Below are 26,056 nucleotides of genomic sequence, written 5' to 3' on the forward strand. Positions count from 1 at the left end.
TCAGGCGGTCCGCGCCGGCTCGGGGTACGCGGGATGGGCGCCGACGAGCTCGCGGACGCCCGCGGCGACCTCGGCGGTCCGGCTGCCGTCGGCGTCGCGGATGGCGGCACCGATGAGGGAGGCGATCGCCTTCATGTCCGGCTCGGTCATCCCCTGGGTGGTGACGGCGGGGCTGCCGACCCGGATACCCGAGGCCACGGAGGCCGGCTGCGGGTCGAAGGGGATCGCGTTCTTGTTCAGCACGATGCCCGCGGCATCGCACCGCTGCTCGGCCTCGGCGCCGGTCACGCCCGTCTCCCGCAGGTCGAGCAGGGCCAGGTGGGTGTCCGTGCCCCCGGCGACCGGCCGCAGCCCCTCGGCGGCCAGCCCCTCGGTCAGCGCCTGCGCGTTGGCCACCACCTGGCGCGCGTAGGCCTGGTACGCGGGCTGCAGGCACTCCTTGAAGTTTACCGCCTTGGCGGCGACGGCGTGCATGAGGGGACCGCCCTGCATCATCGGGAAGGCGGCCTTGTCGATCGCCTTGGCGTGCTCGGCACGGCAGACGATCGCGCCGCCCCGGGGTCCGCGCAGCACCTTGTGCGTGGTGAAGGTCACCACGTCGGCGTACGGCACCGGGCTCGGGATGGCCTTGCCGGCGACCAGGCCGATGAAGTGCGCGGCGTCGACCATGAAGATCGCGCCCACCTCGTCGGCGATCTGCCGGAAGGCGGCGAAGTCGATCAGCCGCGGGATCGCCGACCCGCCGGCGACGATGAGCTTGGGGCGGTGCTCGCGGGCCAGGTCGCGCACCTGGTCGTAGTCGATGTGCTCGGTCGCCGGGTCGACGCCGTACTGGACCGCGTGGAACCACCTGCCGCTGAAGCTGACCTTCGTGCCGTGCGTCAGGTGACCGCCGTGCGGCAGCGCCATGCCCAGGAAGGTGTCCCCCGGCGAGAGGAAGGCGCCGTAGGCCGCGAGGTTGGCGTTGGCGCCCGAGTGCGGCTGCAGGTTGGCGTGCTCGGCGCCGAAGAGCTCCTTCGCACGCTCGATGCCGATCTCCTCGGCACGGTCGACGACCTCGCAGCCGCCGTAGTACCGCCGCCCCGGGTACCCCTCGGCGTACTTGTTCGACAGCGTGCTGCCCAGCGCGGCGAGGACGGCGGGACTGGTGAAGTTCTCGCTGGCGATCAGCTGCAGCCCGCTGCGCAACCGGTCCAGCTCCCCGGTGACCACGCCGGCGATGTCGGGGTCGGCGGCGGCGAGGGCCTCGAAGTCCGGTCCCCAGTAGGGCGTGCTCATCTCGGTCGCGCTCCTGGGCGTGGGTGCGGGCGCCCGCGCTCCCCGGCTCCGGGTCCCGCGGCGGTCAGTGCTCCACGGTATCGCTCCGGCCCGTGCGCGCAGGGGACGCGAGCAGCGGCCGGGGCCGGAGGCGCCTCCGTCAGTCGCTGAGCTCGGGCACGACCTCGCGCAGCCGCTCGACCGGCACGGCACCGACGCGCAGCACCCGCGGCGCGGGACCCGTGCAGTCGACGATGGTGCTCGCCGCCGAACTCGTGCGCGCCCCCCCGTCCAGCACGACCGCGGCGTGCAGCCCGAGCTGCTGCACCGCCTGCTGGGCGTCGGTCGCCGCCGGCCGGCCCGAACGGTTGGCGCTGGAGACCGCCAGCGGCCCGGTGCGGCGCAGCAGGTCGCGGGTGAGCTCGTCGTCGGGGAGCCGCACGGCCACCGTCCCGTCGGCGTCGCCCAGGTCCCACGCCAGCGACGGGGCGTGCTCGACCACGAGGGTGAGCCCGCCGGGCCAGAACTCCTGGGCGAGCCGGGTGGCCACCGCGGGGGTCTGCAGCACCAGCCCGGCCAGGGTGGAGGCCTCGCCGACGAGCACGGGGACGGGCATGGTCCGGCCCCGGTTCTTCGCCTCCAGCAGCCGGCGCACCGCGGCCGGGGAGAAGGCGTCGGCGGCCACGCCGTACACGGTGTCGGTCGGGAGGAGGACCAGGTCGCCCCGGCCGATCGCCGCCGCCGCGGCGTCCAGGCCGGCGGCGCGCGCCTCCGGGTCGGAGCAGTCGTAGAAGTCGGCCACGGACGTGCAGTCTTCCGCAGGCCTCAGCCGGAGCGGCGGGCGGTGGTGTAGCGGGGCCGGCCGGCGAGGTCGGGGTGGTCGTCGACGTCGGTGAACGCCCCGTGGGAGCGGACGACGGCGGGCAGGGACTCACCCTGCTGGTCGGCGTGCTCGATGCCCAGCCAGCCGCCGGGGCGCAGCAGCCGCGCCGCGGTGACCAGCAGGCCGCGCACGACGTCCAGACCGTCGGGCCCACCCCAGAGCGCGAGCGGCGGGTCGTGGTCGGCGACCTCGCGCGGCACCCGGGCACCGTCGGGCACGTAGGGCGGGTTGCTCACCACCAGGTCGGCGCGCCCGTCGAGCTCGCGCAGCAGCCCTGGGTCGGTCATGTCACCGGCGAGGACGTCCACCGGGGTGTCCCCCGCCGCCGCGCGCGCGCCGGCGTTGTGCCGCGTCCACGCGATCGCCCCGGGATCGCGCTCCACCGCCGTCACCTGCGCGCCGGGGTGCTCGTGCGCCAGCGAGAGCGCGATCGCACCGGACCCCGACCCGAGGTCGACGACGACGGGCTCCGCGATGCCGGCCAGCCGCTCCAGGGCCCAGCCCACGAGCTGCTCGGTCTCGGGCCGGGGCACGAACACCCCGGGGCCGACCGCGAGCTCCAGGTAGCGGAAGGGGGCCCGGCCGGTGAGGTGCTGCAGCGGCACCCGGTCGGCGCGCTGGGCCACGAGCGCCTCGAAACGGGTGGCGGCCGCGTCGTCGACCTCGTCGAGCACGAGCAGCCGGGCGCGCGGCACCCCCAGGGCGTGCGCCAGCAGCAGCTCGGCGTCCACCCGGGGGCTCTCGACGCCTGCCTCGGCGAGGCGTGCGGCCGCCCCGCCCAGCAGCGACCGCGCGGTCAGGAGCCGGCCGCCAGCAGCTCGGCGGTGTGCGCGGCGACCAGCGCGTCGATCACGCCGTCGAGGTCTCCGTCGAGCACCTGGTCGAGGTTGTGCGACTTGTAGCCGACGCGGTGGTCGGAGATCCGGTTCTCCGGGAAGTTGTACGTGCGCACCCGCTCGCTGCGGTCGACGGTGCGCACCTGGCTGCGCCGCTGGTCGCTGGCCGCGGCGGCGGCCTCCTCGCGAGCGGCGGCCAGCAGGCGGGAGCGGAGCACGCGCAGCGCGGACTCCCGGTTCTGCAGCTGGCTCTTCTCGTTCTGGGAGCTGACCACGATGCCGGTGGGCAGGTGGGTGATCCGCACCGCCGAATCGGTGGTGTTCACGCTCTGGCCGCCGGGGCCCGACGAGCGGAAGACGTCGATGCGCAGGTCGTTCGGGTCGACGCTGACGTCGACCTCCTCGGCCTCGGGCAGCACCAGGACGCCGGCCGCCGACGTGTGGATGCGCCCCTGGCTCTCCGTGGCGGGCACCCGCTGAACCCGGTGCACGCCGCCCTCGAACTTCAGCCGCGACCAGATGCCCTCGTCCGTGCGGGACTTCACCGCGATCGCGACGTCCTTGTAGCCGCCGAGCTCGGCGTCGACGGCGTCGAGGACCTCGGTGGCCCAGCCACGCCGCTCGGCGTACCGGAGGTACATGCGCAACAGATCGCCGGCGAAGAGCGCGGACTCCGCGCCGCCCTCCCCCGCCTTGATCTCGAGGATGACGTCCTTGTCGTCGTCGGGGTCCTTGGGCAGCAGCTGCTCGCGCAGCCGGTCGGTCAGCTCGGCGATCCGCTGCTCCAGCGCCGTCGCCTCGGCGGCGAACGACGCGTCCTCGGCGGCCAGCTCCCGGGCGGCGCTCAGGTCGTCACGGGCCTGCTCCAGCCCGCGCGCGGTCTCGACCAGCGGCGCCAGCTGGGCGTACCGGCGGCCCATCCGGCGGGCGCGCGCCTGGTCGGCGTGGACGGCCGGATCGGCGAGTTCCTGCTCCAGGCGGGCGTGCTCGGCGAGCAACCCGGCCAGCCGGTCGGGCGCCGACGTCTCGGTGCTGCTCATCTGTCCCTCCTGAGGGCGGTTCGTGCACGAACCGCCCCGGCGTTATGTGCACATAACGCCACGGGGGTCCGGGCCGGACATGACGACGGCGCCCGCCCCACCGCGGAGGGTGGGACGGGCGCCGTCGGGGGTGCTACTTGGCGTCGGCCGAGGTGCCGCGCTTGCCGAACCGCTTCTCGAAGCGGGCCACGCGGCCGCCGGTGTCGAGGATGCGCTGCTTGCCGGTGTAGAAGGGGTGGCAGGCGGAGCAGGTCTCGACGGTCAGCTGACCGGTCGGGGAGGTGCTGCGGGTCGTGAAGGTGTTGCCGCAGCCGCAGGTCACGGTGGTGACGTTGTAGGCCGGGTGGATGTCGGGCTTCATGGCTGCTGCCTCTTCTACGAAGTCTGTGTCGTTCGGTCGGTCAGAACGCCGGGGACCGGAGGGCTATTTCCGGCCGCGCCGACGGGGCTCGGTCGACCAGTCTCCCAGATCGGGAGACCGGCCGACCGGTGACCCCCGCTACTCCTGGCCGGGGCCCAGCGTCGTCTTCTGGATCTGCATGAGGAACTCGACGTTGTTGCGCGTCTTCTTCAGCTTGTCGATCAGCAGTTCCAGGGCCTGCTGCGGCTCCAGCGCGGCCAGCACCCGGCGCAGCTTGATGACGATGGCCAGCTCGTCGGGCGACATGAGGATCTCCTCCTTGCGGGTGCCCGACGCGTTGACGTCGACCGCCGGGAAGACCCGCTTGTCCGCCAGCCGGCGGTCCAGCTTGATCTCCGCGTTCCCGGTGCCCTTGAACTCCTCGAAGATCACCGTGTCCATCGTCGAGCCCGTCTCGACCAGCGCCGAGGCGATGATCGTCAGCGAGCCGCCGTTCTCGATGTTGCGGGCCGCGCCGAGGAAGCGCTTGGGCGGGTACAGCGCCGTGGAGTCGACACCGCCGGAGAGGATGCGCCCGCTGGCGGGAGCGGCCAGGTTGTAGGCGCGGCCGAGGCGGGTGATCGAGTCCAGCAGGACGACGACGTCGTGGCCCATCTCGACCAGGCGCTTGGCCCGCTCGATGGACAGCTCCGCGACCGTGGTGTGGTCCGCCGGCGGCCGGTCGAAGGTCGAGGCGATGACCTCGCCCTTCACCGAGCGCTGCATGTCGGTGACCTCCTCGGGACGCTCGTCGACGAGGACGACCATCAGGTGGCACTCGGGGTTGTTCGTCGTGATCGCGTTGGCGATCGACTGCAGCACCATCGTCTTGCCGGCCTTGGGCGGGCTGACGATGAGCGCGCGCTGCCCCTTGCCGATCGGCATGACGAGGTCGATGACCCGGGTGGTCAGCAGGTGCGACTCGGTCTCCAGCCGCAGGCGGTCCTGCGGGTAGAGCGGGGTCAGCTTGGTGAACTCCGGCCGGTTGCGTGCCTGCTCGGGGTCCAGGCCGTTGACCGTGTCGAGGCGGACGAGCGCGTTGTACTTGTCCTTGCGCTCCCCCTCCCGCGGCTGGCGGACGGCGCCGGTGATGGCGTCACCGCGGCGCAGGCCGTAGCGGCGCACCTGCGACAGCGAGACGTAGACGTCGTTCGGCCCGGTCAGGTAGCCCGAGGTGCGGACGAAGGCGTAGTTGTCCAGCACGTCCAGGATGCCGGCGACCGGCAGCAGGACGTCGTCCTCGCTGACCGTCGGCTCGCCCTGCTCGAAGCGGTCGCGGCCACCTCGCTTGTTGCGGTCGCGGTAGCGACGGCCGCGGCGGCCGCGGCCGCCCTCGAAGTCGTCGTCCTCGTCGTCGGCGGGGCGGTCGTTGCGGCCGCCGTCGGCGCGGCCGCCGTCGGTCCGGTTGTCGCTCCGGTTGTCCGGCCGGCCGCCCCGGTCGTTGCGCCCGTCGGGGCCGCGGTTGCCGTCGCGGTTGCCGCGCTCGGCCCGGTCACCGCCGTCACGGTTGCCGCGCTCGGCCCGGTCACCGCCGTCACGGTTGCCGCGCTCCGTGCGCTCGCCGCCGTCACGGTTGCCGCCGTCCCGCTCGCCGCGGTTGCGACCGCGGGTGCGCTGCGGTCGCTCGCCGTCGCGCTGCTCGTCCTCGCGCGGCTCGGCGGGGGCCGTGTCCTGCGCGGGGGCGGCGTCCGCGGCGGGGGCCTCGGCGGAGACGGCCTCCACCGCCGGGGCCTCGGCCGACGAGGTCGGCGCCCCGGCCGGGCGGCTGGCCGAGCGGCGGGTGCGCGCGGGCGCCTCGCCGGTCACCGGGCCGCCGTTGGCGCCACCGCTGACGGGCGCCTCGAGGGGCGCGGCCGACGCGGCGGCACCACGCGCGGCCTCGGCGCCGCCGGTGGAGCCGCTCTCCGTGCGCGGCGCGGGCGCGGTGGCCTCGGAGCCGGCGCCCACCTGGCGGGCGGAGATGGCGGCGACCAGGTCGCTCTTGCGCATCCGGCCGGTGCCCGGGATGCCGAGTTCACCGGCCAGGCGCTGGAGTTCGGGCAGGAGCATGCCCGACAAGCCGTTGCCGCGGCGGCGGGGACGCCCGGCCGACCCAGAAGCGGCAGTGCCCTCGGCAGAGGCGGCGGCATCGGGCGCGCCGGTCGTGCCGAGGTCGGTGGTTTCGCTCACGTACAGGTCCTTCCCTGCGGTGACCTGCGCGTCTCAGCGCAGGGGGTGCCCGGTCCCCGGCGGACCGGCCCGGTGGGCGGGTGCGCGTCAGGAGACAGGTCGAGAGGTGCGGGGCGGATCAGCGGCGAAGAGGTTCGGACAACTGCTTCGGCCCCGCGCGAGGCTCGCCCGAGTGGGCGGCTACGCCGTGAGCCTAGTCGCGGCCCACGGGCAGGACAACACCGGATGATCTCGGCGTGTTCCCCGTTACCGAGACGAGACCTGGGGACCAGGGCGGTCGACCCGCGCGCCGGTCGGGTCGACGGCCAGCGGCAGCACCGACCAGGCCCGGCCGGCCAGGGCGGTGATCTCCCCGACCTCCTCCGCGCCGGGCTCGCGGTCGGCGCTGCGCACGGTGCGCCGGGCGAGCACCAGGACCGACGGCCCCGCGCCCGAGACGACGGCCGCGTGCCCGGCGGCGCGCAGCCGTCCGACCAGGTCGAGCGACGCCGGCATGGCCGCGCGGCGCTGCTGCTGGTGCAGCCGGTCCTCGGTGGCCTCCAGCAGCAGACCGCCGGAGGTCAGGGCGTGCACGAGCAGCGCCGAGCGCCCCGCGTTGAAGGCCGCGTCGGCGTGCGGGACGACCTCGGGCAGCAGCCCCCGGGCCACCTCGGTCGACAGCGTGGCGTCGGGCACGAGCACCACCGGCAGCACGTCCTCGTGCACCGGCAGGCTGTCGGCGCCCACACCCCCCTCCCCCGTCCAGGACAGGGTCAGCCCGCCGAGCAGGCAGGCCGCCACGTTGTCGGGGTGCCCCTCCATCTCGGTGGTGAGCCGGAGGACGGCGTCGCCGTCGATGCTCTCGACCCCGGGGCACAGCGCCCACGCCGCCAGGACACCGGCGACGACGGCGGCGGCGGAGGAGCCCATCCCCCGCCCCTGCGGGATGGCGTTCTCCGCGACCACCCGCAGCCCGGGCGGCGCCCAGCCGAGCTCGTCGCAGGCGGCCCGGAAGGCGCGGACCACGAGATGGGACTCGTCGGTGGGCAGCTCGCCGGCGCCCACGCCCCGTATCTCGACGGTGAGGCCCGCCGGCTCCACCGAGAAGTCCAGGACGTCGTGCCGCGCGAGCGCCAGGCCGGCGCAGTCGAAGGCCGGCCCCAGGTTGGCGCTGGTGGCGGGGACGCGCACCCGCACCCGGTCGGTCGCGGCCGCGCCCGGGGCACCGCCGCGAGCGCGCGAGCGGTGGGGAGGACGGGGTCCTTCCATCACAGGCCGAGCTGGGCGGCGGCAGCGGCGGCGTCGACCGGGATCGTCACCGGCGCCGGCGCCCCGGAGATGGCCCACTCCGGGTCCTTGAGCCCGTTCCCGGTGACCGTGCAGACGATCCGCTGGCCGGGCTCGAGCTCGCCGGCCTCGGCCACCTGCAGCAGCCCGGCGACCGAGGCGGCCGAGGCCGGCTCGACGAAGACGGCCTCGCTGCGGGCCAGCAGCCGGTAGGCGGCGAGGATCGCCCGGTCGGTCACGGCGTCGATGCGCCCACCGGACTCGTCGCGGGCGGCCAGCGCCTTGGTCCAGGACGCCGGGTTGCCGATGCGGATCGCGGTGGCGATCGTGCTCGGGTTCTCCACCACCTGGCCGTTCACGATCGGGGCGGCACCGGCGGCCTGGAAGCCGAACATGCGGGGGGTGCGCGAGGCGGTGCCGTCCGCGGCGTACTCGCGGTAGCCCTGCCAGTAGGCGGTGATGTTGCCCGCGTTGCCCACCGGCAGGCAGTGGACGTCGGGGGCGTCGCCGAGCACGTCGACGATCTCGAACGAGGCGGTCTTCTGCCCCTCGATGCGGAACTGGTTGACGCTGTTGACCAGGCTGACCGGGTAGTCGATCGCCAGCTTGCTGGCCAGGGCCAGGCAGTCGTCGAAGTTGCCGTCGACCTGCAGCAGCTTGGCGCCGTGCACCAGCGCCTGGGCCAGCTTGCCCATCGCGATCTTGCCCTGCGGCACGAGGACGGCGCAGGTCATGCCGGCGCGGGCGGCGTACGCGGCGGCGCTGGCGCTGGTGTTGCCGGTGGAGGCGCAGATGACCGCCTGCGCGCCCTCCTCCAGCGCCTTGGTGATCGCCATCGTCATGCCGCGGTCCTTGAACGACCCGGTCGGGTTGGCGCCCTCGACCTTGAGGTAGACCTCGCAGCCGGTCCGCCGGGAGAGCTCGCGGGCGGGCACCAGCGGGGTGGCACCCTCCTGCAGGGTCACCACCGGGGTGGTGTCCGACACCGGCAGGCGCGACCGGTAGGCCTCGATGAGGCCCGGCCAGCCCGGGGACACGACCGACGAGACCGTCATTGCAGACCCTCCACGCGCAGCACGCTGGTGACGCCCCGGACCGCGGGCATCTCCCGCAGTGCCGCAATGGTGGCCGACAGCGCCGCGTCCGGGGCGCTGTGGGTCACGATGACCAGGGTGGCGGCGTCGCCGCGGCCGGTCTGGCGCACGGTGGAGATGCTCACGCCGTGCTGGGCGAACTCCTGCGCGACGGCGGCCAGCACGCCCGGCTTGTCGGCGACGTCGAGGCTCACGTGGTACCGCGTCGGCGTCTCGGCCATGGGCCGGACGGCGAGGTCGGCGTAGCCGGAGGGCCCCTGCCCGGCGGCCCCGGCCAGCCGGTTGCGGCCGACCGCCACCAGGTCGCCCAGGACGGCGCTCGCGGTGGGCTCCCCCCCGGCGCCCTGCCCGTAGAACATCAGCTGCCCGGCGGCCTCCGCCTCGACGAACACGGCGTTGAACGCGCCGCCGACCGATGCCAGCGGGTGGGTGGTCGGGATCATCGCCGGGTGCACCCGCACGGAGACCGAGTCGCCGTCCCCGTTCCCGTCCACCCGCTCGCAGATGGCCAGCAGCTTGACCGTGCAGCCGATCTCCGCGGCCCGGGCCACGTCGGTGGCGGTCACCGTCGAGATGCCCTCGCGGTGCACGTCGGCGGCCGACACCGGGGTGTGGAACGCCAGCGAGGCGAGGATCGCGGCCTTGGCGGCGGCGTCGAAGCCGTCGACGTCGGCGGTGGGGTCGGCCTCGGCGTAGCCGAGCTCGGTGGCCTCCGCCAGCGCCTCGCCGAAGCCGGCGCCGGTCTCGGCCATCCGCGACAGGATGTAGTTCGTGGTGCCGTTGACGATGCCCACGATGCGGGACAGCTGGTCGCCCACCAGCGATTCCCGCAGCGGGCGCAGGATCGGGATCGCCCCCGCGACGGCCGCCTCGTAGTACAGGTCGACGCCGGCCTTGGCCGCCGCCGCGTGGAGGGCCACGCCGTCCTCGGCGAGCAGCGCCTTGTTGGCGCTGACCACCGACTTGCCCGCCTCGAAGGCGGCGAGCATGAGCGAGCGCGCCGGCTCGATGCCGCCGATCACCTCGACGACGAGGTCGACGTCGTCCCTGGTGACGAGCGCGTGGGCGTCGGTGGTCAGCAGGTCCGCGGGCACGTCCGGGTGGTGGTCCGGGCGGCGCACGGCGACGCCGGCCACCTCCACGGCGCGGCCGACGCGGGCGCCGAGGTCGTCGGCCTGCTCCTGCAGCGCGCGCAGCACCGCGCCGCCGACCGTGCCGCAGCCGAGCAGCGCCACCTTGAGGGGTCGGTTCACGAGGTCGCTCCCGCGGGGTGCTCGGGCGCCGGCTGGTCGATCGCCGGCGAGGGGGCGGGGCGGTCGGCGAGGACCGCGTCCAGGGCGAACACGTCCGCCAGCGTCTGGCGGCGGACGATCTCCCGGGCGGCGCCGTCGCGGACGGCGACCACCGGGGGCTTGAGCAGGTAGTTGTAGTTGCTCGCCATCGACCAGCAGTAGGCCCCGGTGGCGGCGACGGCGAGCAGGTCGCCGGGCTGGACGTCCGAGGGCAGCCAGAGGTCGCGGACCAGGATGTCGCCGCTCTCGCAGTGCTTCCCGACGACCCGGCACAGCGCGGGCGGGGCCTCGGAGACCCGGTTGGCGAGCACGCAGGTGTAGGCCGCGTCGTAGAGAGCGGTGCGGATGTTGTCGCTCATCCCGCCGTCGACCGACACGTAGTTGCGCACCAGCGGGGCGCCCGGGGCGCCGCTGGCCCCGAGCCGCACCGGCTTGATGGTGCCGATCTCGTACAGCGTGACCGTGCCCGGACCGGCGATCGCGCGGCCGGGCTCGACCGCGAGCCGCGGCACCGGCAGGCCGAGCTGGGCGCACTCGGCGGCGACGACGGCGCGCAACCGCGTCGCGACGTCCGCCGGGGTGACCGGGTCGTCCTCGGACAGGTAGGCGATGCCGAAGCCGCCGCCGAGGTTGAGCTCCGGCAGCACCTCCCCGGTGGCCTGGTGCACCTGGCCGAGCAGGCCGACCACGCGGTGCGCGGCCGCCTCGAACCCGGCGGTGTCGAAGATCTGCGAGCCGATGTGGCTGTGCAGCCCGGTCAGCCGCAGCGCCGGCTCGCGGATCACCCGTACCGCGGCGGTCAGCGCGTCGCCGGTGGCCAGCGAGAAGCCGAACTTCTGGTCCTCGTGCGCGGTGGCGATGAACTCGTGGGTGTGCGCCTCGATGCCGACGGTCGCGCGGATGAGCACGGGCACCGGCGCCCCGCCGTCGGCGACCCGCTTCTCGGCCATCGGGACCAGCCGCTCGATCTCGTCGAAGGAGTCGAGGACGACGTGGCCGATGCCGGAGTCGACCGCCAGCTGCAGCTCGACCAGCGACTTGTTGTTGCCGTGCAGCGCGATCCGCTCCGCGGGGAACCCGGCGGCCAGGGCCAGCGCCAGCTCGTTGCCGCTGCAGGCGTCCAGGTGCAGGCCGTCGTCGGCGATCCACCGGGCCACCTGGCCGCAGAGGAAGGCCTTGGACGCGTAGTGCACGTCGGCGTCGTCGAAGGCGCCGGCGAACTCCGCGGCGCGACCGCGGAAGTCCTCCTCGTCCAGCACGAACAGCGGGGTCCCGTGCGCGCGGGCCAGGTCGGTGACGGCCCGGCCGCCCAGGTGCAGCTCGCCGTCGACACGGGTGGCCGAGCGCGGCCAGACGTGCGGGTCGAGCGCGCCGAGCTCCTCCGGCGGGGCGCCGGCGGCCGTGGGCGGGGTGATGTTCCCGTGCAGGGGCCCCGCGGGGTGCGCCCTCACATCCGCTCCGGGGCGGTCACGCCGAGGACACCGAGCCCGTTGCGCAGCACCACCGCGGTGGCGGCGCACAGCCACAGCCGGGCGGTGGTGAGCGGCGTGGCTTCCTCGTCGCCGCGGGGCAGCACCCGGCAGGCGTCGTAGAAGCGGTGGTACGTACCGGCCAGCTCCTCGAGGTAGCGGGCCACCCGGTGCGGGGCCCGCAGCTCGGCCGCCGTGGTGAGCACCCGCGGGAACTCCCCGAGGGCCCGCAGCAGGTCGTTCTCCCGGTCGTGCACCAGTTCGGCGACGTCGACGGCGCCCGCCTCGCCGAGCGCGATGCCCAGGTCGGCGGCGTTGCGCAGCACCGAGGAGATGCGGGCGTGCGCGTACTGGACGTAGAAGACCGGGTTGTCGTTGGTCCTCCGGCTCCACAGCTCGACGTCGATGTCGATCTGCTGGTCGACCGACGCCCGGGCCAGCGCGTACCGGGCGGCGTCCACGCCGATGGCGTCGACGAGGTCCTCGAGGACGACGATGGTCCCGGCGCGCTTGCTCATCCGCACCGGCTCGCCGTCGCGGAGCAGGTTGACCAGCTGCCCGAGCAGGATCTGCAGGTGCTCGGCCGGGTCGTCGCCGGTGGCCGCGACCAGCGCCTTGTACCGGCCGACGTAGCCGGAGTGGTCGGCGCCGAGCATGATCACCACGCGGTCGAAGCCGCGGGCGCGCTTGTCCAGGTAGTAGGCGCAGTCCGAGGCGAAGTAGGTGGTCTCGCCGTCGGCCTTGACCAGCACGCGGTCCTTGTCGTCGCCGAAGTCGGTGGTGCGCAGCCAGACCGCCCCCTCGGACTCGTAGACGTGCCCCTGCTCCCGCAGCGTGGCCAGCGCCTTGTCGACGGCCCCGCTGTCGTAGAGGGACTTCTCGCTGAACCAGACGTCGAAGTCCACGCCGAAGCCCTGCATCGACCGGCGGATCTCGTCGAGCATCAGCGCCACCCCGCGGTCGCGGAAGACCCGCTCCTGCTCGGCGTCGTCCCGACCCAGCAGGTCGGGCTCGAGCGCGACGACCGACGCGGCGATGTCGGCGATGTACGTGCCGCCGTAGCCGCCCTCGGGCACGGGCCGGCCGTTGGCCGCGGCCTGGAGGCTGCGGGCGAACCGGTCGATCTGCGCGCCGGCGTCGTTGATGTAGTACTCGCGGGTGACGTCCGCGCCGCTGGCCTCGAGCAGCCGCCCGATGGCGTCGCCGACCGCGGCCCACCGGCTGCCCCCGATGTGCACCGGGCCCGTCGGGTTGGCGGAGACGAACTCCAGGTTGAGCTTCTGCCCGGCCAGGGCCGCGGTGCGGCCGTAGGCCTCCCCCGCCGTCACGGCGTCGACGGCGATCTTGCCGAGCGCGCCCTGCGCGAGGGTGATGTTGAGGAAACCGGGTCCGGCGACGTCGACGCCGGCGACGCCCGGGTGGGCGCGCAGCTCCTCGGCGAGCAGTCCGGCCACCTCGCGCGGCGGCCGGCCCGCGGGCTTGGCCAGGCGCAGGGCGACGTTGGTGGCGTAGTCGCCGTGCTCGGGGTTCTTCGGCCGCTCGACGACGACCTCCGCGGGGACGTCGACGGGCAGCGCGCCGCGCCCGACGACCGCGGCGACGGCGGTGCGGACGACGTCCTGGAGCTGCTCCGGTGTCACCCGGCGAGCGTACTGATGGCGGCGACGGCGCCCCGCCGCCCCCGCCCGGCTCCCAGCCGACGCACAGGGAGCCGACCTAGACTCGCCGCCGGTGAGCCGGGCCCGTCCGGCCCCCGCCGCACCGGCGCGGACGCGCCCCGTGAACGAGGAGAGGCCTTGGCCAAGGACCGCACGCCCGACAAGAGCCGCGCCACCGGTGGCGGGGCCACCCGGTCCGGCGGGCGCGCAGGAGGCCGCACCCGGCCGCCGACGCAGGTCGTGGCGCAGCAGCGGCCGTGGGGGCTGATCGCCGCGGCGATCGCCGTCGTCGTCTTCGCCGCGGCCGTCATCACCTACGCCGTCGTGCAGGTGCGCGAGGCCGACGCGCTGCGGGTCGACTCCATCGACGAGATCGACGGCGCCCAGGTCTTCGACTACGAGGGGGGCCTGCACGACGACGGCCCCATCGAGTACACCGAGTCGCCGCCGGTCGGCGGGGAGCACGCCAACCTCTGGGCCGACTGCACGGGCACGGTCTACGACGTCGACATCCGGCACGAGAACGCGGTGCACAGCCTGGAGCACGGCGCGGTGTGGATCACCTACAACCCCGACGAGGTCTCCGACGCCGACGTCGAGACCCTCGCCGGGCTGGTCGAGGGCGTCTCCGGCCGGATGCTCTCGCCGTACGAGGGGCTGGACTCACCGATCAGCCTCCAGTCGTGGGGCCACCAGCTGAAGGTCGACAGCGCCGACGACGAGCGGATCCAGCAGTTCGCCGACCTGATGACGTACAAGGCCGACAGCTTCCCCGAGCCGGGCGCGACCTGCGAGAGCCCCACCTTCCTGGCCGACCCGCTGCTGGAGAGCGACGACGCCCCGGCCACGCAGTGACGACCCCGTCCCCCAGGAGGTCGATCCCGTGAGCGCAGGAGATCCCGGCCGGCGCGGCCCTCTGCGGATCGCCCTCCTCGCCGTCATCGGCGTCGGCCTGCTCCTCCTCGGCGGGGGGCTGGCCGTCGCACTGGGCATCGGCCGGGATGGCCCGCCCGCGGCCGACTCGGTCGACGCCGGCTTCGCCCGCGACATGTCCCGGCACCACCTGCAGGGCGTCGAGATGGCCAACCTCGTCGCCGATCGCAGCGACGACCCCGAGGTCGAGCAGCTCGCCTTCGACATCTCGGCCACGCAGACCAACCAGGCCGGGCGCATGCAGGGCTGGCTGTCCCTCTGGGGCGTCCCGCCCACCGGCGGCGACACCATGGCCTGGATGCCCGCGGGCGAGGGGCACGCCGGCCACGACATGGCGGGCACGGAGACGGGCGCGGGCGCGCTGATGCCGGGCATGGCCACCGAGGAGGAGCTCGCCGAGCTGCGCAGCCTGTCCGGCACCGCGTTCGACGTGCAGTTCCTCCGGCTGATGATCCGCCACCACCAGGGCGGTTTCGACATGGCGGCCCACGCCGCCGACGACGCCGAGGTGCAGGCCGTGCGGGACCTCGCCCGGTCGATGGTCCGGTCGCAGGGCGCCGAGGTCGAGACGATGACCCGCATGCTCGCGGCCCGGGGCGGGACCCCCCTCCCGGAGCCGTGACCGGCGCCGCGGGAGGCGCCGCACGGGCGTCGACCGCGGGCTGGTAACTTCTCCTCTGCCCCACCACCGAGCCCCCGTAGCTCAGGGGATAGAGCACCGCCCTCCGGAGGCGGGTGCGCAGGTTCGAATCCTGCCGGGGGCACCCACGCGAGCCGGACCGGGATGCCCCGGGAGCCGGCCGGCAGCAGCGAGCAGCCAGGCCCCGCGGGCACCCGACCAGGGTGCCGGCGGGGCCTGTTCTCGTCGTGGGTGGGCAGCGGCACGGCTCGGGGTGTTCGGGGACGGCGGCGGGTGTTTGATGAGGTCCGGGCGCCGGTACCGCCCGGTGCCCGAGGTGCCCGCAGGCCGGCCGCAACCACCACGCAGGAGGTCCGATGAGCTCGACAGCGGGCGCCGCTGCCCAGCAGGAGCGCCGGCGCGGCGCCTTCAGCTCCCGGCGGGTCTTCATCCTCGCGGCGATCGGCTCGGCGGTCGGGTTGGGCAACATCTGGCGGTTCCCCTACGTCGCCTACGAGAACGGCGGCGGAGCGTTCGTCGTGCCGTACCTGGTGGCGCTGCTGACCGCGGGCATCCCCTTCCTGCTGCTCGACTACGCGATCGGCCACCGCCACCGCGGCTCCGCGCCGCTCTCCTTCGCCCGCCTCCGCCGCGGCGCCGAGGGGCTCGGCTGGTGGCAGGTGGCGATCTGCTTCCTCATCGCCGTGTACTACGCCGCCGTGCTGGCGTGGGCGCTGAGCTACACGTTCTTCTCGGTCGACCAGGCGTGGGGCGCCGATCCGGAGGCCTTCTTCTTCGGGGAGTACCTGCAGGCCGGTGACGTCGAGGTGACCGCCGACGTGGTGCCCGGGGTGCTGGTGCCCCTGGCGGTCGTCTGGCTGGCCGTGCTGGTGGTCATGGCGCTCGGCGTCCAGCGCGGCATCGGCGTGGTGTCGCTGGTCTTCATCCCGGTGCTGGTGCTCGCCTTCGCCACCCTGGTGGTGCAGGCGCTGCTGCTGCCCGGGGCGGGGGCCGGCCTGGACGCCCTGTTCACCCCCGACTGGGCGGCGCTCGCCGAGCCCGCGGTCTGGGCCGCGGCGTTCGGCCAGATCTTCTTCTCGCTGTCCATCGGCTTCGGCATCATGATCACCTACGCCTCCTACGTCGGCCGCCGCGAGGACATGACGGGCTCCGGCCTCGTCGTCGGGTTCTCGAACTCGAGCTTCGAGCTGCTGGCCGGCATCGGCGTGTTCGCCGCGCTCGGCTTCATGGCCCAGGCCGGCGGCGTCGCGGTCGGTGAGGTCGCCGACGACGGGATCGGCCTGGCCTTCGTCGCCTTCCCGGCGATCATCAGCGAGGCCCCCGCGGGCGCGCTCATCGGCGTCCTGTTCTTCGGCTCGCTGGTCATCGCCGGCATCACCTCGCTGATCAGCGTCATCGAGGTGGTCATCTCCGCCGTCCGCGACAAGCTCGACACCAGCCGGCTGACCGCCACCCTCGCCGTCGTGGTGCCCACCGCGGTGCTGAGCCTGGTGCTCTTCAGCACCACGAGCGGGATCTACGTGCTCGACGTCGTCGACCACTTCGTCAACCAGTACGGCATCCTCGTCGTCGCGCTGCTGAGCATGCTGGTCGTCGCCTGGGGGCTCCGGGCGCTGCCCCGGCTCGCCGACCACCTCAACGTGCACGGCCGCCCCCGGCTCGGCAGCGGCTGGCGGGTGCTGACCAGCGTCGTGGCCCCCGCGGGGCTGGCCGTCGTGCTCGTGCTGGCGGTGCGCGACGACCTGGATGCGCCCTACGGGGACTACCCCACCTGGCTCCTGCTCGGCTTCGGCTGGCTGCTGGTCCTGGCGCTGCCGCTGGTCGGCTTCCTGCTCGCCCGGCTGCCGTGGCGCGCCGGGACCCACCTGGACGGCCCGCCACCGGGCTCCGACCCCGGAGCACCCCTGGCGGAGGCGACGCCCCGCGACCGCTCGGTCAGCGGCTACGACGAGGGAGGCCGGCGGTGAGCGCGAGCGCGATCGTGATGATGGTGGTGGCGATGCTGATCATCTGGGGCGGCCTCGCCCTGGCGGTCACCAGCCTGGTGCGCCACGGCGCCGTCGAGCAACGCGCGGAGAACGTGCGCCGGGCCGGCCACCGCCGCGGGCCGGTCAGCTGGTGAGCATCCCGCCCTCGACCGGGATGGTCGTGCCGGTGACGTACCCGCCGGCGTCGCTGACCAGGAAGACCAGCGCGGCGGCGAGCTCCTCGGGCTCGCCCTTGCGCCCGACCAGCACCCGGGACAGCTGCGACTCCAGGTAGCCCTCGGGGTACTGGTCGGTCATCTCCGAGGTGAAGAACCCCGGCGCCAGGGCGTTCACCCGGATCCCCTTGCGGCCGGTCCACTGCTGGGCGAGGTCGCGGGTCAGCCCGATCAGCCCCGCCTTGCTCGCGGCGTAGGCCGCCTGCGGCAGGCCGGCCGTGGTCAGGCCGAGGACGCTGGAGATGTTCACGATGGAGCTGCCGGGCTGCATGACGCGGCCGCAGGCCTGCGCCATCCAGTAGCAGCCGTTGAGGTTGACGTCGATGACCTGCCGGAACTGGTCGGGCGTCTCGCGGGTGGCCGGCACCGCGGTGCCCACCCCGGCGTTGTTCACGAGGACGTCGACCTTGCCGAACTCGGCCATGGCGGCGTCGACGAGCGCCTGGCAGTCCTCCGGCCGGGAGACGTCGGTGGCCACGCTGATCGCCCGCCGCCCCGCCGCCTCCACCGCGCCCTGGGTCTCGGCGAGCCGGTCGGCGCGGCGGGCGCCGAGCACGACGTCGCAGCCGGCCTCGGCCAGCGTGCGGGCGAAGACCGCGCCCAGCCCGGACGAGGCCCCGGTGACGATGGCGACGCGGTCGTCGAGGCGGAAGAAGTCGAGGATCGAGCGGTCGGGCATGAGCGGGGGTCTCCTCGCGGTCGGGGGCTGTCGGGCCACCGTATCGGCCGTGTGCGGTAGATCACCCGCCGAGCCGGGTAGGCACCTCGCCGTCCAGCCAGCGACGACCGGGAGGACGACCGATGACCGACCTCGCGCAGCGCCCGCGCGACGCCGCGCGGCGGGTGGGCCGGTGAGCGCCCCGCTGTGGCGCCAGGCGTTCGACGCCGCGGAACGGGCCGTGGCACCGCGGGCGGAGAGCCTGGTCCGCACCGAGCACTTCGCGCTCGGCACCGCCCTGGTGCGGCGGGCGCAGACCCTCGCGAGCCGGTCGGCGCAGCAGCTGAGCGCCCGCGCCTGGCACCTGCTCAACCTGCCCGCGGGCAGCGACATCAGCCGGCTGCGGGCCCAGGTGGGCTCCCTCGACCGCGAGGTGCGGCGGCTGACCATCCAGCTGGAGCAGGAGCGGCGCCGCAGCGCGGCTGCACGCCCACGCGCCCAGCGACCGACGACGAGCCCGACCACGGAGGACAGCGATGCCGACGGTGCCCAGCCCGCAGACGGTGCTCGACCGCGTCCGCCGCGACGTCGAGCGCAACACCCTCCGCGCCCGTAACGGCATCAAGCTCGTCGCCGGCGTCGACCGGCCGGGGGTCGGCCAGACCCCCAAGGACGTCGTCTGGCAGCGGGGCCGCACCCAGCTGTGGCACTACCGCAACGACCCGGACACCCACGGCGGCGTCCGGTACGGGCCCCCGCTGCTGATCGTCTTCAGCCTGGTGAGCCGCAGCTACATCCTGGACCTGACGCCCGGCAACAGCTTCGTGGAGCAGCTGCTGGAGGCCGGCTTCGACGTCTACATGCTCGACTGGGGTGAACCCGACGAGCGGGACGCCGGCAACGGGCTGGAGGACTACGTCGACGACTACATCCCCGCCGGCATCGACCGGGTCCTCGAGCTCTCCGGCGCCGACGAGGTCAACCTGTTCGGCTACTGCTTCGGCGGGGACCTCGCCCTGCTCTACGCGGCACACCACCCCGACGCGCCGCTGCGCAGCCTCACCGTGCTGGCGACCCCGGTCGACTTCCGGCACATGGGCCCGCTCGCCGACATCTTCGCCGTCGGCGGGATGGACGTGGCATCGGTCCTCGACGCGGACGGCAACGTCCCGCCCTCGGTCGTCGTCCAGGGCTTCCGGGCGCTGACCCCGACCGCGGAGGTGACCCGCTACGTCACCCTCTGGGAGCGGCTCTGGAACGACGAGTACGTCGCGTCGTACCAGGCCATGACCGGCTGGTCGGACGACCACGTGCCCTTCCCCGGCGCCGCCGCGCGGCAGACGGCGGAGATGCTCGTCCGGGCCAACGGCATGGTGAACGACCGGCTCACCGTCGGCGGGGACCGGGTCCACCTCGCCGACATCCAGGTCCCGTTCCTCACCGTGCGGGCCAACCGCGACCACATCGTGCCGCCGGCGGCCACGGCCCCGCTGATCGACCTGGTCGGCTCCCCCGACAAGCACGAGCTCCGCCTCGACGCCGGCCACATGGGGCTGGTCGTCGGGCGGACCGCGGCGAGGACGACGGTGCCCACGATCATCGACTTCGTCCGCCGGCGCAGCGACCTGCTCGACCCCGACGAGAAGCTCCAGGAGGACTGACGTGACGGTGGTGGAACTCGGGCCCGAGCGCTGCGACGCGCTGCTGCGGTTCTTCGGCGACCTCCCCGCGGGGGACCTGACCTTCATCAAGGAGGAGGTCACCGACCCGGAGACGGTCCGCTCGTGGGCCACCGGCGCGTCCGCCGGCGGCCGCTGGGTGGCCGTCGACACCGGTGGGGAGGGTGGGGACGGCACGGACGAGGTCACCGGTTACGTCGCCGTCCGCCCGCTCCCGGGCTGGTCGGACCACGTCGGGGAGATCCGCCTGGTGGTCGCGCCGTCGCGCCGTGGCAGCGGGCTCGGCCGGGAGCTGGCCCGGCAGGCGCTGGTGGGCGCGGTCGCCTCGGGGCTGTCGAAGCTCGTGGTCGAGGTCGTCGCCGAGCAGGGTCCGGCGCTCGCCCTCTTCGGTGACCTCGGCTTCACCGGCGAGGCGCTGCTCAAGGACCACATCCGCGACCGCAGCGGCGAGCTCCGCGACCTCATGGTGCTGGCGCACCACGTCTCCGACACGTGGGCGGGCATGGACAGCGTCGGCATCGCCGACGAGCTCGGGACGCCGGCCGGCTGACCCCGGTCAGCGTTCGGTGACCCGCCCGCCGTCGACCTCGAGGAGCCGGTCGGTGGCGACGGCGGCCAGCATCCGCCGGTCGTGGGTGACGAGCAGCAGGGTGCCCGGGTAGCCGGCCAGCGCCTGCTCCAGCTGCTCGATGGCCGGCAGGTCCAGGTGGTTGGTCGGCTCGTCGAGAACGAGCACGTTGACCCCGCGCGCCTGCAGCAGCGCCAGCGCCGCACGGGTCCGCTCCCCCGGCGAGAGCGTGACCGCCGGGCGCAGCACGTGGTCGGCGGTGAGCCCGAACTTGGCCAGCAGCGTGCGCACCTCCGCCGTCGGCCAGTCGGGCACCTCGGCCCCGAAGGCGTCGAGCAGCTGCTCGGGACCCAGGAAGCGCCCGCGGGCCTGGTCGACCTCACCGACCCGGACCGACGGGCCGAGCGACGCGGTGCCCTCGTCCAGCGGCACCCGGCCGAGCAGCGCCGCCAGGAGGGTCGACTTCCCGGACCCGTTGGCGCCGGTGATCGCGATGCGGTCCCCCCGGTCGACCTGCAGGTCGACCGGCCCGAGGGTGAACCCGCCCCGCCGGGCGACCGCCCCCCGGAGCGTGGCCACGACCGCCCCGGCGAGCGGTGCAGCGGCGATCTCCATGCGGAGCTCCCACTCCTTGCGGGGCTCCTCGACGACGTCGAGCCGCTCGATCATCCGCTGGGTCTGCCTGGCCTTCGCCGCCTGCTTCTCCGACGACGCGCGCTGCGCCGCCTTGATGTGCTTGTCGCCGTCCTTGGACTTCTTGATGGAGTCGCGGACGCCCTTGGCCATCCAGTTCCGCTGCATCCGCGCCCGCGCCTCGAGCCCGGCCTTGGTGTCGGCGAACTCGTCGTACTCCTCGCGCGCGTGCCGGCGGGCCACCTCGCGCTCCACCAGGTAGGCCTCGTAGCCGCCGTCGTGCACCCGCACGAGCTGCTGGGCGAGGTCGAGCTCGACGATGCGGTTGGCCGTGCGGGCGAGGAACTCGCGGTCGTGGCTGACCACGACGACGCCGGAGCGGGAACCGGCCACGAACCGCTCCAGCTGGTCCAGGCCGGCGAGGTCGAGGTCGTTGGTCGGCTCGTCGAGCAGCAGGACGTCGTAGCGGGAGAGCAGCAGGGAGGCCAGCCCCACACGGGCGGCCTGCCCGCCGGAGAGGCCGGTCATCGGCGCGTCGAGCCCGACACCGGGGGCGACGTCCGCCACCACCTCGGCCGCCCGCTCCTCGAGGTCGGCACCGCCGAGCGCTAGCCAGCGCTCCAGCGCGTCGCCGTAGGCGTCGTCCGCACCCGGTGCCCCCGCCGCGAGCGCCTCGGTGGCCGCGTCGAGCAGCACCTGCGCGGCGGCGACCCCCGTGCGCCGGGCGAGCGCGGCCACGACCGTCTCGCCCACGCGCCGCTCGTGCTCCTGCGGCAGGTAGCCGAGGGCCGCGGTCGGCGGGCTGAGGGAGATGCTCCCGGACTCGGCCGGGAGCTCCCCGGCCAGCGTCCGCAGCAGGGTGGACTTGCCTGCGCCGTTCACCCCGACCAGGCCGACGACGTCCCCCGGGGCGACGACGAGGTCGAGGTCGGAGAAGAGCACGCGGGCGCCGTGACCGGCTGCCAGTCCGCGGGCGACGAGGGTGGCGGTCACCCCTCCAGCCTGCCAAGCGGCCGGACGGGGGTCAGTCCCGGCCCGCCGGTGGGTCGTCCGCGACGTCGAAGGCGTCCTCGTCGTAACCGCTGCCGGGGTCCTCCGCAGCCGCCCGGGCGCGCCGCACCAGCCACGGCTGCAGGTGGTCGTAGCCGCGGACGGAGACCCGCCGCAGCGGCCGGACCCGGTAGCCCTCCAGCGGGCGCAGCCGGTCGGCGAGGTCTCGGTCGACGAGCAGCGCGCGGGGGCGGGCCAGGGAGGTCAGCCGGCTGGCCAGGTTGACCACCGGCGAGTAGACGTCGCCGAGCCGGGTCAGGACCGCGCCGTACGCCGCCCCGACCCGCAGCGGCGGCCGGTCGTCGGCCGCCCAGGCGTCGGGGAGCTCGAGGCCGATGTCGGCCGCGTCGGTGGCCGACCGCGCGGTGAACAGGACGCCGTCCCCGACCGTCTTCACCACCCGGCCGTGGTGCCGGGCGATCACCTCCGCGGCGGTGCTCTCGAAGTCCTCGACCATCGCGCCCAGCTCGCGGCCGCCCATGCCCCGGCTGCGGGAGGTGTAGCCGACCAGGTCGGCGAAGCCGACGGCGAGCTCCCGGCGGTCACCGGGCCCGGTCGCCGCGAGCAGCCGGTCGACGTTGGCGACGAGGTGGCGGCGCCACACGTAGTCCTGCACCGCGCGCAGCCGGGGCAGCAGCGCCTGCGCGGCGGCCACCGCCCGCTCGGTGGTCGCGGCCGGGTCCTCGTCGGCCCGCGCGCCGCGGAGGAGCGCGTCGGCCAGCATGTCGGTCTGCCAGTCGGCCAGCCGGGACAGCGACTGCCCCATCGCCCGGGCGATGGAGGCCTCGCTCCCGGCGTCGACGAAGCCGGAGTCGATCAGCGTCGAGAGGACGCCGAGCGCCGCGATGTCGGCGTCGGTGAAGGCGGGGTCGTCGTCGGCGGCGTCGGGGAAGCCCAGCGCCCGCCACAGCCGCTGCGTCCGCTCGGGCGGCATCCCGGCCATCCGCCCGACGTCCAGGCGGGTGTACCGGCGGGGGCCGTCGAGCAGCAGCCGCTCCAGCGCCTCGCGGACGCCGAGGTCGGGATCCTCCCCGGGACCACCCATGCCCGTCGCGGACCTCAGCCGGTGGTGTGGACGATGAGCACGTCGCACTGCGAGCGGCGGGACGCGTCGGCCGGCACCGACCCCAGCAGCCGGCCCTTGATCCCGCTCAGCCCGCGGTTGCCGACGACGAGCAGGTCGGCCTTCTCGCGGCGGACGACCTCCAGCAGCGTCTCGACCGGGGAGCCGGTCACGGCCACGGTGCGCACCTCGCCGGCGCCGGCGGCGAGGGCGCGCTCGGCCGCGGTGCGCACGGTCTCCTCGGCGGGGTGCGACCCGACCACCTGGTACGCCTCGTCGCCGAGGACGTCCTGGGCGCGGGCGAGCTCCCGCTCGTCGGTCTCCGCAGGCAGGTAGGCGCAGGCGACCACGAGCGTCGCGCCGCAGGCGCCGGCCAGCGCCCCGGCCCGGGCGACGGCGCGCAGCGACGACTCCGACCCGTCGGTGCCGACGACGACCGTGGAGTAGGCGTTCACGGGCTCGCTCACGGCGCGCACTCTAGGCGACGCCGGCCGGCGGTGTGCCCGGGGTCACGCGCACCGGACCGGTGAACGTCGGGCGACGTGCGCGCGCGGGCTCCCGGATCGTCACCGCGGTGCGCTTGGATGGTCCGGACACGCGTCACCAGCCGAGGAGGAGCGTCATCGCCACCCCCCACTCCCCCGTGACCGGCCCCGTGCGGGTCGAGGTCCGGGGGCTCACCAAGTCCTTCGGTTCCGTCCGGGCGGTGAGCGACCTGGGCTTCACCGTCGAGCCGGGCACGGTGACCGGGTTCCTCGGCCCGAACGGCGCCGGCAAGACGACGACGCTGCGCATGCTGCTCGGACTCGTCCGCCCCGACGCCGGGACCGCCACCTTCGACGGCACCCCGTACACGTCCCTGCGGGAGCCGGTCCGCACCGTGGGCGCGGTCCTGGAGACCGCGTTCCACCCCGCCCGCTCCGGCCGCAACCACCTGCGGGTCTACTGCCGCGCCGCCGGGCTGCCGGTGGAGCGCGCCGACGCGGTGCTCGCGCAGGTCGGCCTGGCCGACGCCGGGCGGCGGCGCGCCGGCGGCTACTCGCTGGGCATGCGCCAGCGGTTGGCGCTGGCCACGGCGCTGCTCGGCGACCCCGCCGTCCTGGTGCTCGACGAGCCGGCCAACGGGCTGGACCCCGAGGGCATCCAGTGGCTGCGCGGGTTCATCCGCCACCTCGCCCACGAGCAGGGGCGCACGGTCCTCGTCTCCAGCCACCTGCTCTCCGAGGTCGAGCAGACCGTCGACCGCGTCGTCATCGTCGGCGCCGGCCGGCTGGTCCGCGAGGCCTCGATGGCGCAGCTCCGCTCGGGCGCCGAGGGAGGCGGCACGGTGCTGGTGCGCAGCCCGCAGGTCGCGCGGCTGGCCGAGTCGCTGCGCGCCGAGGGCATGCCGGTCACCCTCGACGGCGACGACACCCTCACCGTCGCCGGCCGCACCACCGCCGAGGTCGGCGCCCGCGCCTTCGCCGCCGGGGTGGAGCTGCACGAGCTGCGCTCGCGCACCAGCGGCCTGGAGGAGATCTACTTCCAGCTCACCGCCGGCCAGGAGCAGTACGCCGCCGGTGCGACGTCCCCGGAGGGCTCGCGATGACCAACCTGATCCGCGCGGAGTGGACCAAGCTGTTCACCACCAGGGTCTGGCTCGGCCTGCTCCTCGGCGCCTGCGTCATGGTGATCGGCTTCGCCGTCCTGCTCACCGCGTTCGCCGGCAACCCGGAGTCGGGCATCCCGGCCGTGGGCACGCCGCTCTACGAAGAGCTGGCGATGGCCAACGCGGTCAACGTCAACGTGCTGTTCCTGATCGTGGGCATCATCGGCATGACCCAGGAGTACCGGCACCGGACGGCCACCCCGACGTTCCTGACCACCCCGCGCCGGGGCAACGTCGTGATCGCCAAGCTGCTCGCCTACGCCGTGGCGGCGGCGCTGTTCGCCCTGGTGGTGCTCGTCGTGAACTACGCGGCCGTCGCCGTCCACGCCGGCGCGCGGGGTGCGGCTCCCGCGCTGGACGCCGACAACCTGGGCACGCTCGGCAGTGCGGGGCTGGCCCTGGTCATCTACGCGATCATCGGCGTGGGGCTGGGCGCGCTGCTGCGCAACCAGGTGGGCGCGATCGTCGGCGGCCTGGTCTACCTGTTCGTCATCGAGCCGATCATCCGGTCGATCCCGGCCACGTCGGGGGCGTACAAGTGGATGCCGGGCGGTGCGCTGGAGGCACTCACCGCGACCTTCGAGGGTCCGGACCTGCTCGAGGCCTGGCAGGGCGGCCTCCTGCTGCTCGGTTACGGTCTCCTGGCGGCCCTGCTGGGCACCTTCCTGGCGGTCCGCCGAGACATCGCCTGAGGGGCCGGGGCCTCCCCGCACCCCTGCACCGGTCGAGCGCACGCGCCGGGCAGCCCCGAACGCAGAACGGAGAACGCGTGACCACTCGCATGACCGTCCAACGGCTGGGCCGGCTGGTCGTCGACGGCGAGACCGAGGCCGTCCGGTCAGCGGTCGCCGAACAGCCGCAGCTCCTTCAGGGGGTCGTCGAGCGGGACGGGCACGGCGGCTGGACCCCGCTGCACCTGGCGGTCGCCTGCGACCGCGCCGAGGTCGTCCGGCTGCTGGCCGCGGCCGGGGCCGACCTCACCGCCCGCACCGACCAGCACCGCACGCCGCTGCACGTGGCGCTCGAGCACGCACCCGACCTGGTCCCGGTGCTGGTCGAGCTCGGCGCAGTGCTCGACGCCCCCAGCGCCGCCTACCTCGACGACGTCGACCGGCTCGCCGCCGAGCTCGACGACGGCGCGGCGCTGGCCGACCCGGCCACCGGGGTCGACCTCCTGGCGTGGGCGGCGTTCGGCGGGGCCGCCCGTGCCGCCCGGCTCCTGCTGGACCGGGGCGCCGACGCCGACGGGGGCGCGCTGCACGCGGCCAGCGCCGGCGGCAGCGCGGAGCTGGTCCGCCTGCTCCTCGACGCCGGCGCCGACGTCGACCGCCGCGACGCCGACACCGGGCGCACCCCGCTGCACACCGCCGTGGCGGCGGGCGCGACCGGCGACGCACCGGAGATCGTCCGGGCGCTCCTGGACGCCGGCGCCGACGTGAACGCCACGACGCACGACGGCGCCAGCGCGCTCGACATCAGCCGCGTGGCGGCGGCCCGGCACCGGCAGGCCGACGAGGACCAGGCCAGCGGCAACGACGCCCTGGTCGAGCTCCTCGTCGCCCACGGCGCCACGCACTGACCACCAGATGGGACGGGCGCGCGGAACCCGCTCCGCAC

At 74.8% G+C, this 26,056-nt stretch carries 25 protein-coding genes and 1 tRNA gene; 11 read left to right on the forward strand and 15 right to left on the reverse strand.

All coding sequences use genetic code 11. The features are described 5' to 3' along the window. From glyA to argS, 11 genes are all read right to left on the reverse strand, one after another. On the reverse strand, positions 1-1,278 hold the full coding sequence (glyA, locus tag E9549_RS00845) for a serine hydroxymethyltransferase (RefSeq protein WP_236824679.1): 1,278 nt from the start codon (positions 1,276-1,278) through the stop codon (positions 1-3). A gap of 139 nt (positions 1,279-1,417) precedes the next feature. Further along, positions 1,418-2,059, reverse strand: coding sequence for an L-threonylcarbamoyladenylate synthase (locus tag E9549_RS00850; RefSeq protein WP_236824680.1), 642 nt, complete (start codon positions 2,057-2,059; stop codon positions 1,418-1,420). A 23-nt stretch (positions 2,060-2,082) separates the two neighbouring features. Further along, entirely contained in the window at positions 2,083-2,940 is an 858-nt protein-coding gene (prmC, locus tag E9549_RS00855) for a peptide chain release factor N(5)-glutamine methyltransferase (protein ID WP_255723714.1), read from the reverse strand. Continuing rightward, positions 2,937-4,016 carry a peptide chain release factor 1 gene (prfA, locus tag E9549_RS00860; RefSeq protein ID WP_236824682.1) on the reverse strand — a complete coding sequence of 360 codons (1,080 nt, stop codon included), beginning with the start codon at positions 4,014-4,016 and terminating at the stop codon, positions 2,937-2,939. The genes prmC and prfA overlap by 4 nt, the downstream gene beginning before the upstream one ends. Before the next feature lie 133 nt (positions 4,017-4,149). Then, on the reverse strand, positions 4,150-4,377 hold the full coding sequence (gene rpmE / locus E9549_RS00865) for a 50S ribosomal protein L31 (RefSeq protein ID WP_236824683.1): 228 nt from the start codon (positions 4,375-4,377) through the stop codon (positions 4,150-4,152). 138 nt (positions 4,378-4,515) lie between these two features. Further along, entirely contained in the window at positions 4,516-6,465 is a 1,950-nt protein-coding gene (gene rho, locus E9549_RS00870) for a transcription termination factor Rho (RefSeq protein WP_374201396.1), read from the reverse strand. A gap of 366 nt (positions 6,466-6,831) precedes the next feature. After that, positions 6,832-7,755, reverse strand: a complete 924-nt coding sequence (thrB, locus tag E9549_RS00875; RefSeq protein WP_236824685.1) for a homoserine kinase — start codon at positions 7,753-7,755, stop codon at positions 6,832-6,834. A gap of 77 nt (positions 7,756-7,832) precedes the next feature. Beyond that, positions 7,833-8,906, reverse strand: a complete 1,074-nt coding sequence (thrC, locus tag E9549_RS00880) for a threonine synthase (protein ID WP_236824686.1) — start codon at positions 8,904-8,906, stop codon at positions 7,833-7,835. Continuing rightward, complete coding sequence (locus tag E9549_RS00885) at positions 8,903-10,198, reverse strand: homoserine dehydrogenase (RefSeq protein ID WP_236824687.1); 1,296 nt, start codon at positions 10,196-10,198, stop codon at positions 8,903-8,905. The genes thrC and E9549_RS00885 overlap by 4 nt, the downstream gene beginning before the upstream one ends. After that, positions 10,195-11,688: a diaminopimelate decarboxylase gene (gene lysA, locus E9549_RS00890; protein WP_236824688.1), complete on the reverse strand. Its 1,494-nt coding sequence runs from the start codon at positions 11,686-11,688 to the stop codon at positions 10,195-10,197. The genes E9549_RS00885 and lysA overlap by 4 nt, the downstream gene beginning before the upstream one ends. Further along, a complete protein-coding gene (gene argS, locus E9549_RS00895; RefSeq protein ID WP_236824689.1) occupies positions 11,685-13,346 on the reverse strand; it encodes an arginine--tRNA ligase in 1,662 nt (553 codons plus the stop codon). Before argS ends, lysA begins: the two co-directional genes overlap by 4 nt. Before the next feature lie 156 nt (positions 13,347-13,502). Here argS and E9549_RS00900 point away from each other — a divergent pair, with 156 nt between their 5' ends. The 5 genes from E9549_RS00900 (at position 13,503) to E9549_RS00920 (ending at position 17,059) form a co-directional block, all read left to right on the forward strand. Further along, positions 13,503-14,219, forward strand: coding sequence for a DUF3105 domain-containing protein (locus tag E9549_RS00900; RefSeq protein WP_236824690.1), 717 nt, complete (start codon positions 13,503-13,505; stop codon positions 14,217-14,219). A 28-nt stretch (positions 14,220-14,247) separates the two neighbouring features. Beyond that, positions 14,248-14,919, forward strand: a complete 672-nt coding sequence (locus E9549_RS00905) for a DUF305 domain-containing protein (protein WP_236824691.1) — start codon at positions 14,248-14,250, stop codon at positions 14,917-14,919. A 70-nt stretch (positions 14,920-14,989) separates the two neighbouring features. Then, positions 14,990-15,061 (forward strand) — tRNA-Arg (locus E9549_RS00910). A gap of 232 nt (positions 15,062-15,293) precedes the next feature. Then, positions 15,294-16,904 (forward strand): sodium-dependent transporter, encoded by a 1,611-nt coding sequence (locus E9549_RS00915; protein WP_236824692.1) that lies wholly within the window; start codon positions 15,294-15,296, stop codon positions 16,902-16,904. Then, on the forward strand, positions 16,901-17,059 hold the full coding sequence (locus E9549_RS00920) for a methionine/alanine import family NSS transporter small subunit (protein WP_236824693.1): 159 nt from the start codon (positions 16,901-16,903) through the stop codon (positions 17,057-17,059). Before E9549_RS00915 ends, E9549_RS00920 begins: the two co-directional genes overlap by 4 nt. Here E9549_RS00920 and E9549_RS00925 read toward each other — a convergent pair. Then, positions 17,049-17,819, reverse strand: coding sequence for an SDR family NAD(P)-dependent oxidoreductase (locus E9549_RS00925; protein ID WP_236824694.1), 771 nt, complete (start codon positions 17,817-17,819; stop codon positions 17,049-17,051). The genes E9549_RS00920 and E9549_RS00925 overlap by 11 nt on opposite strands. A gap of 172 nt (positions 17,820-17,991) precedes the next feature. On the opposite strand from E9549_RS00925, the gene E9549_RS00930 reads away from it, so the two are divergent. From E9549_RS00930 to E9549_RS00940, 3 genes are read left to right on the forward strand one after another with little or no spacing between them, the layout of a single operon-like run. Continuing rightward, positions 17,992-18,414: a hypothetical protein gene (locus E9549_RS00930; RefSeq protein ID WP_236824695.1), complete on the forward strand. Its 423-nt coding sequence runs from the start codon at positions 17,992-17,994 to the stop codon at positions 18,412-18,414. Continuing rightward, the gene (locus E9549_RS00935; RefSeq protein WP_236824696.1) at positions 18,335-19,459 is read left to right on the forward strand and encodes an alpha/beta fold hydrolase; all 1,125 of its coding nucleotides are present in this window, start codon (positions 18,335-18,337) and stop codon (positions 19,457-19,459) included. Before E9549_RS00930 ends, E9549_RS00935 begins: the two co-directional genes overlap by 80 nt. Position 19,460: 1 nt before the next feature. Next, on the forward strand, positions 19,461-20,027 hold the full coding sequence (locus E9549_RS00940) for a GNAT family N-acetyltransferase (protein ID WP_236824697.1): 567 nt from the start codon (positions 19,461-19,463) through the stop codon (positions 20,025-20,027). Positions 20,028-20,033: 6 nt separating this feature from the next. On the opposite strand, the gene E9549_RS00945 is transcribed toward E9549_RS00940, so the two are convergent. Genes E9549_RS00945 through E9549_RS00955 form a run of 3 tightly spaced genes read right to left on the reverse strand, consistent with a single transcriptional unit; the run spans position 20,034 to position 23,258 of the window. After that, on the reverse strand, positions 20,034-21,671 hold the full coding sequence (locus tag E9549_RS00945) for an ABC-F family ATP-binding cassette domain-containing protein (protein ID WP_236824698.1): 1,638 nt from the start codon (positions 21,669-21,671) through the stop codon (positions 20,034-20,036). Between the two features lie 31 nt (positions 21,672-21,702). Next, positions 21,703-22,773 carry an adenylate/guanylate cyclase domain-containing protein gene (locus tag E9549_RS00950; RefSeq protein WP_236824699.1) on the reverse strand — a complete coding sequence of 357 codons (1,071 nt, stop codon included), beginning with the start codon at positions 22,771-22,773 and terminating at the stop codon, positions 21,703-21,705. A gap of 14 nt (positions 22,774-22,787) precedes the next feature. Next, positions 22,788-23,258 (reverse strand): universal stress protein, encoded by a 471-nt coding sequence (locus E9549_RS00955; RefSeq protein WP_236824700.1) that lies wholly within the window; start codon positions 23,256-23,258, stop codon positions 22,788-22,790. A 176-nt stretch (positions 23,259-23,434) separates the two neighbouring features. On the opposite strand from E9549_RS00955, the gene E9549_RS00960 reads away from it, so the two are divergent. The 3 genes from E9549_RS00960 (at position 23,435) to E9549_RS00970 (ending at position 26,018) form a co-directional block, all read left to right on the forward strand. After that, entirely contained in the window at positions 23,435-24,379 is a 945-nt protein-coding gene (locus E9549_RS00960; protein WP_236824701.1) for an ABC transporter ATP-binding protein, read from the forward strand. Then, positions 24,376-25,131, forward strand: coding sequence for an ABC transporter permease (locus E9549_RS00965; RefSeq protein WP_236824702.1), 756 nt, complete (start codon positions 24,376-24,378; stop codon positions 25,129-25,131). The genes E9549_RS00960 and E9549_RS00965 overlap by 4 nt, the downstream gene beginning before the upstream one ends. Positions 25,132-25,208: 77 nt before the next feature. Beyond that, on the forward strand, positions 25,209-26,018 hold the full coding sequence (locus E9549_RS00970; RefSeq protein ID WP_236824703.1) for an ankyrin repeat domain-containing protein: 810 nt from the start codon (positions 25,209-25,211) through the stop codon (positions 26,016-26,018). The last annotated feature ends 38 nt before the right edge of the window (positions 26,019-26,056 follow it).

The organism is Blastococcus sp. MG754426 (assembly GCF_021699055.1).
Lineage (GTDB): Bacteria > Actinomycetota > Actinomycetes > Mycobacteriales > Geodermatophilaceae > Blastococcus.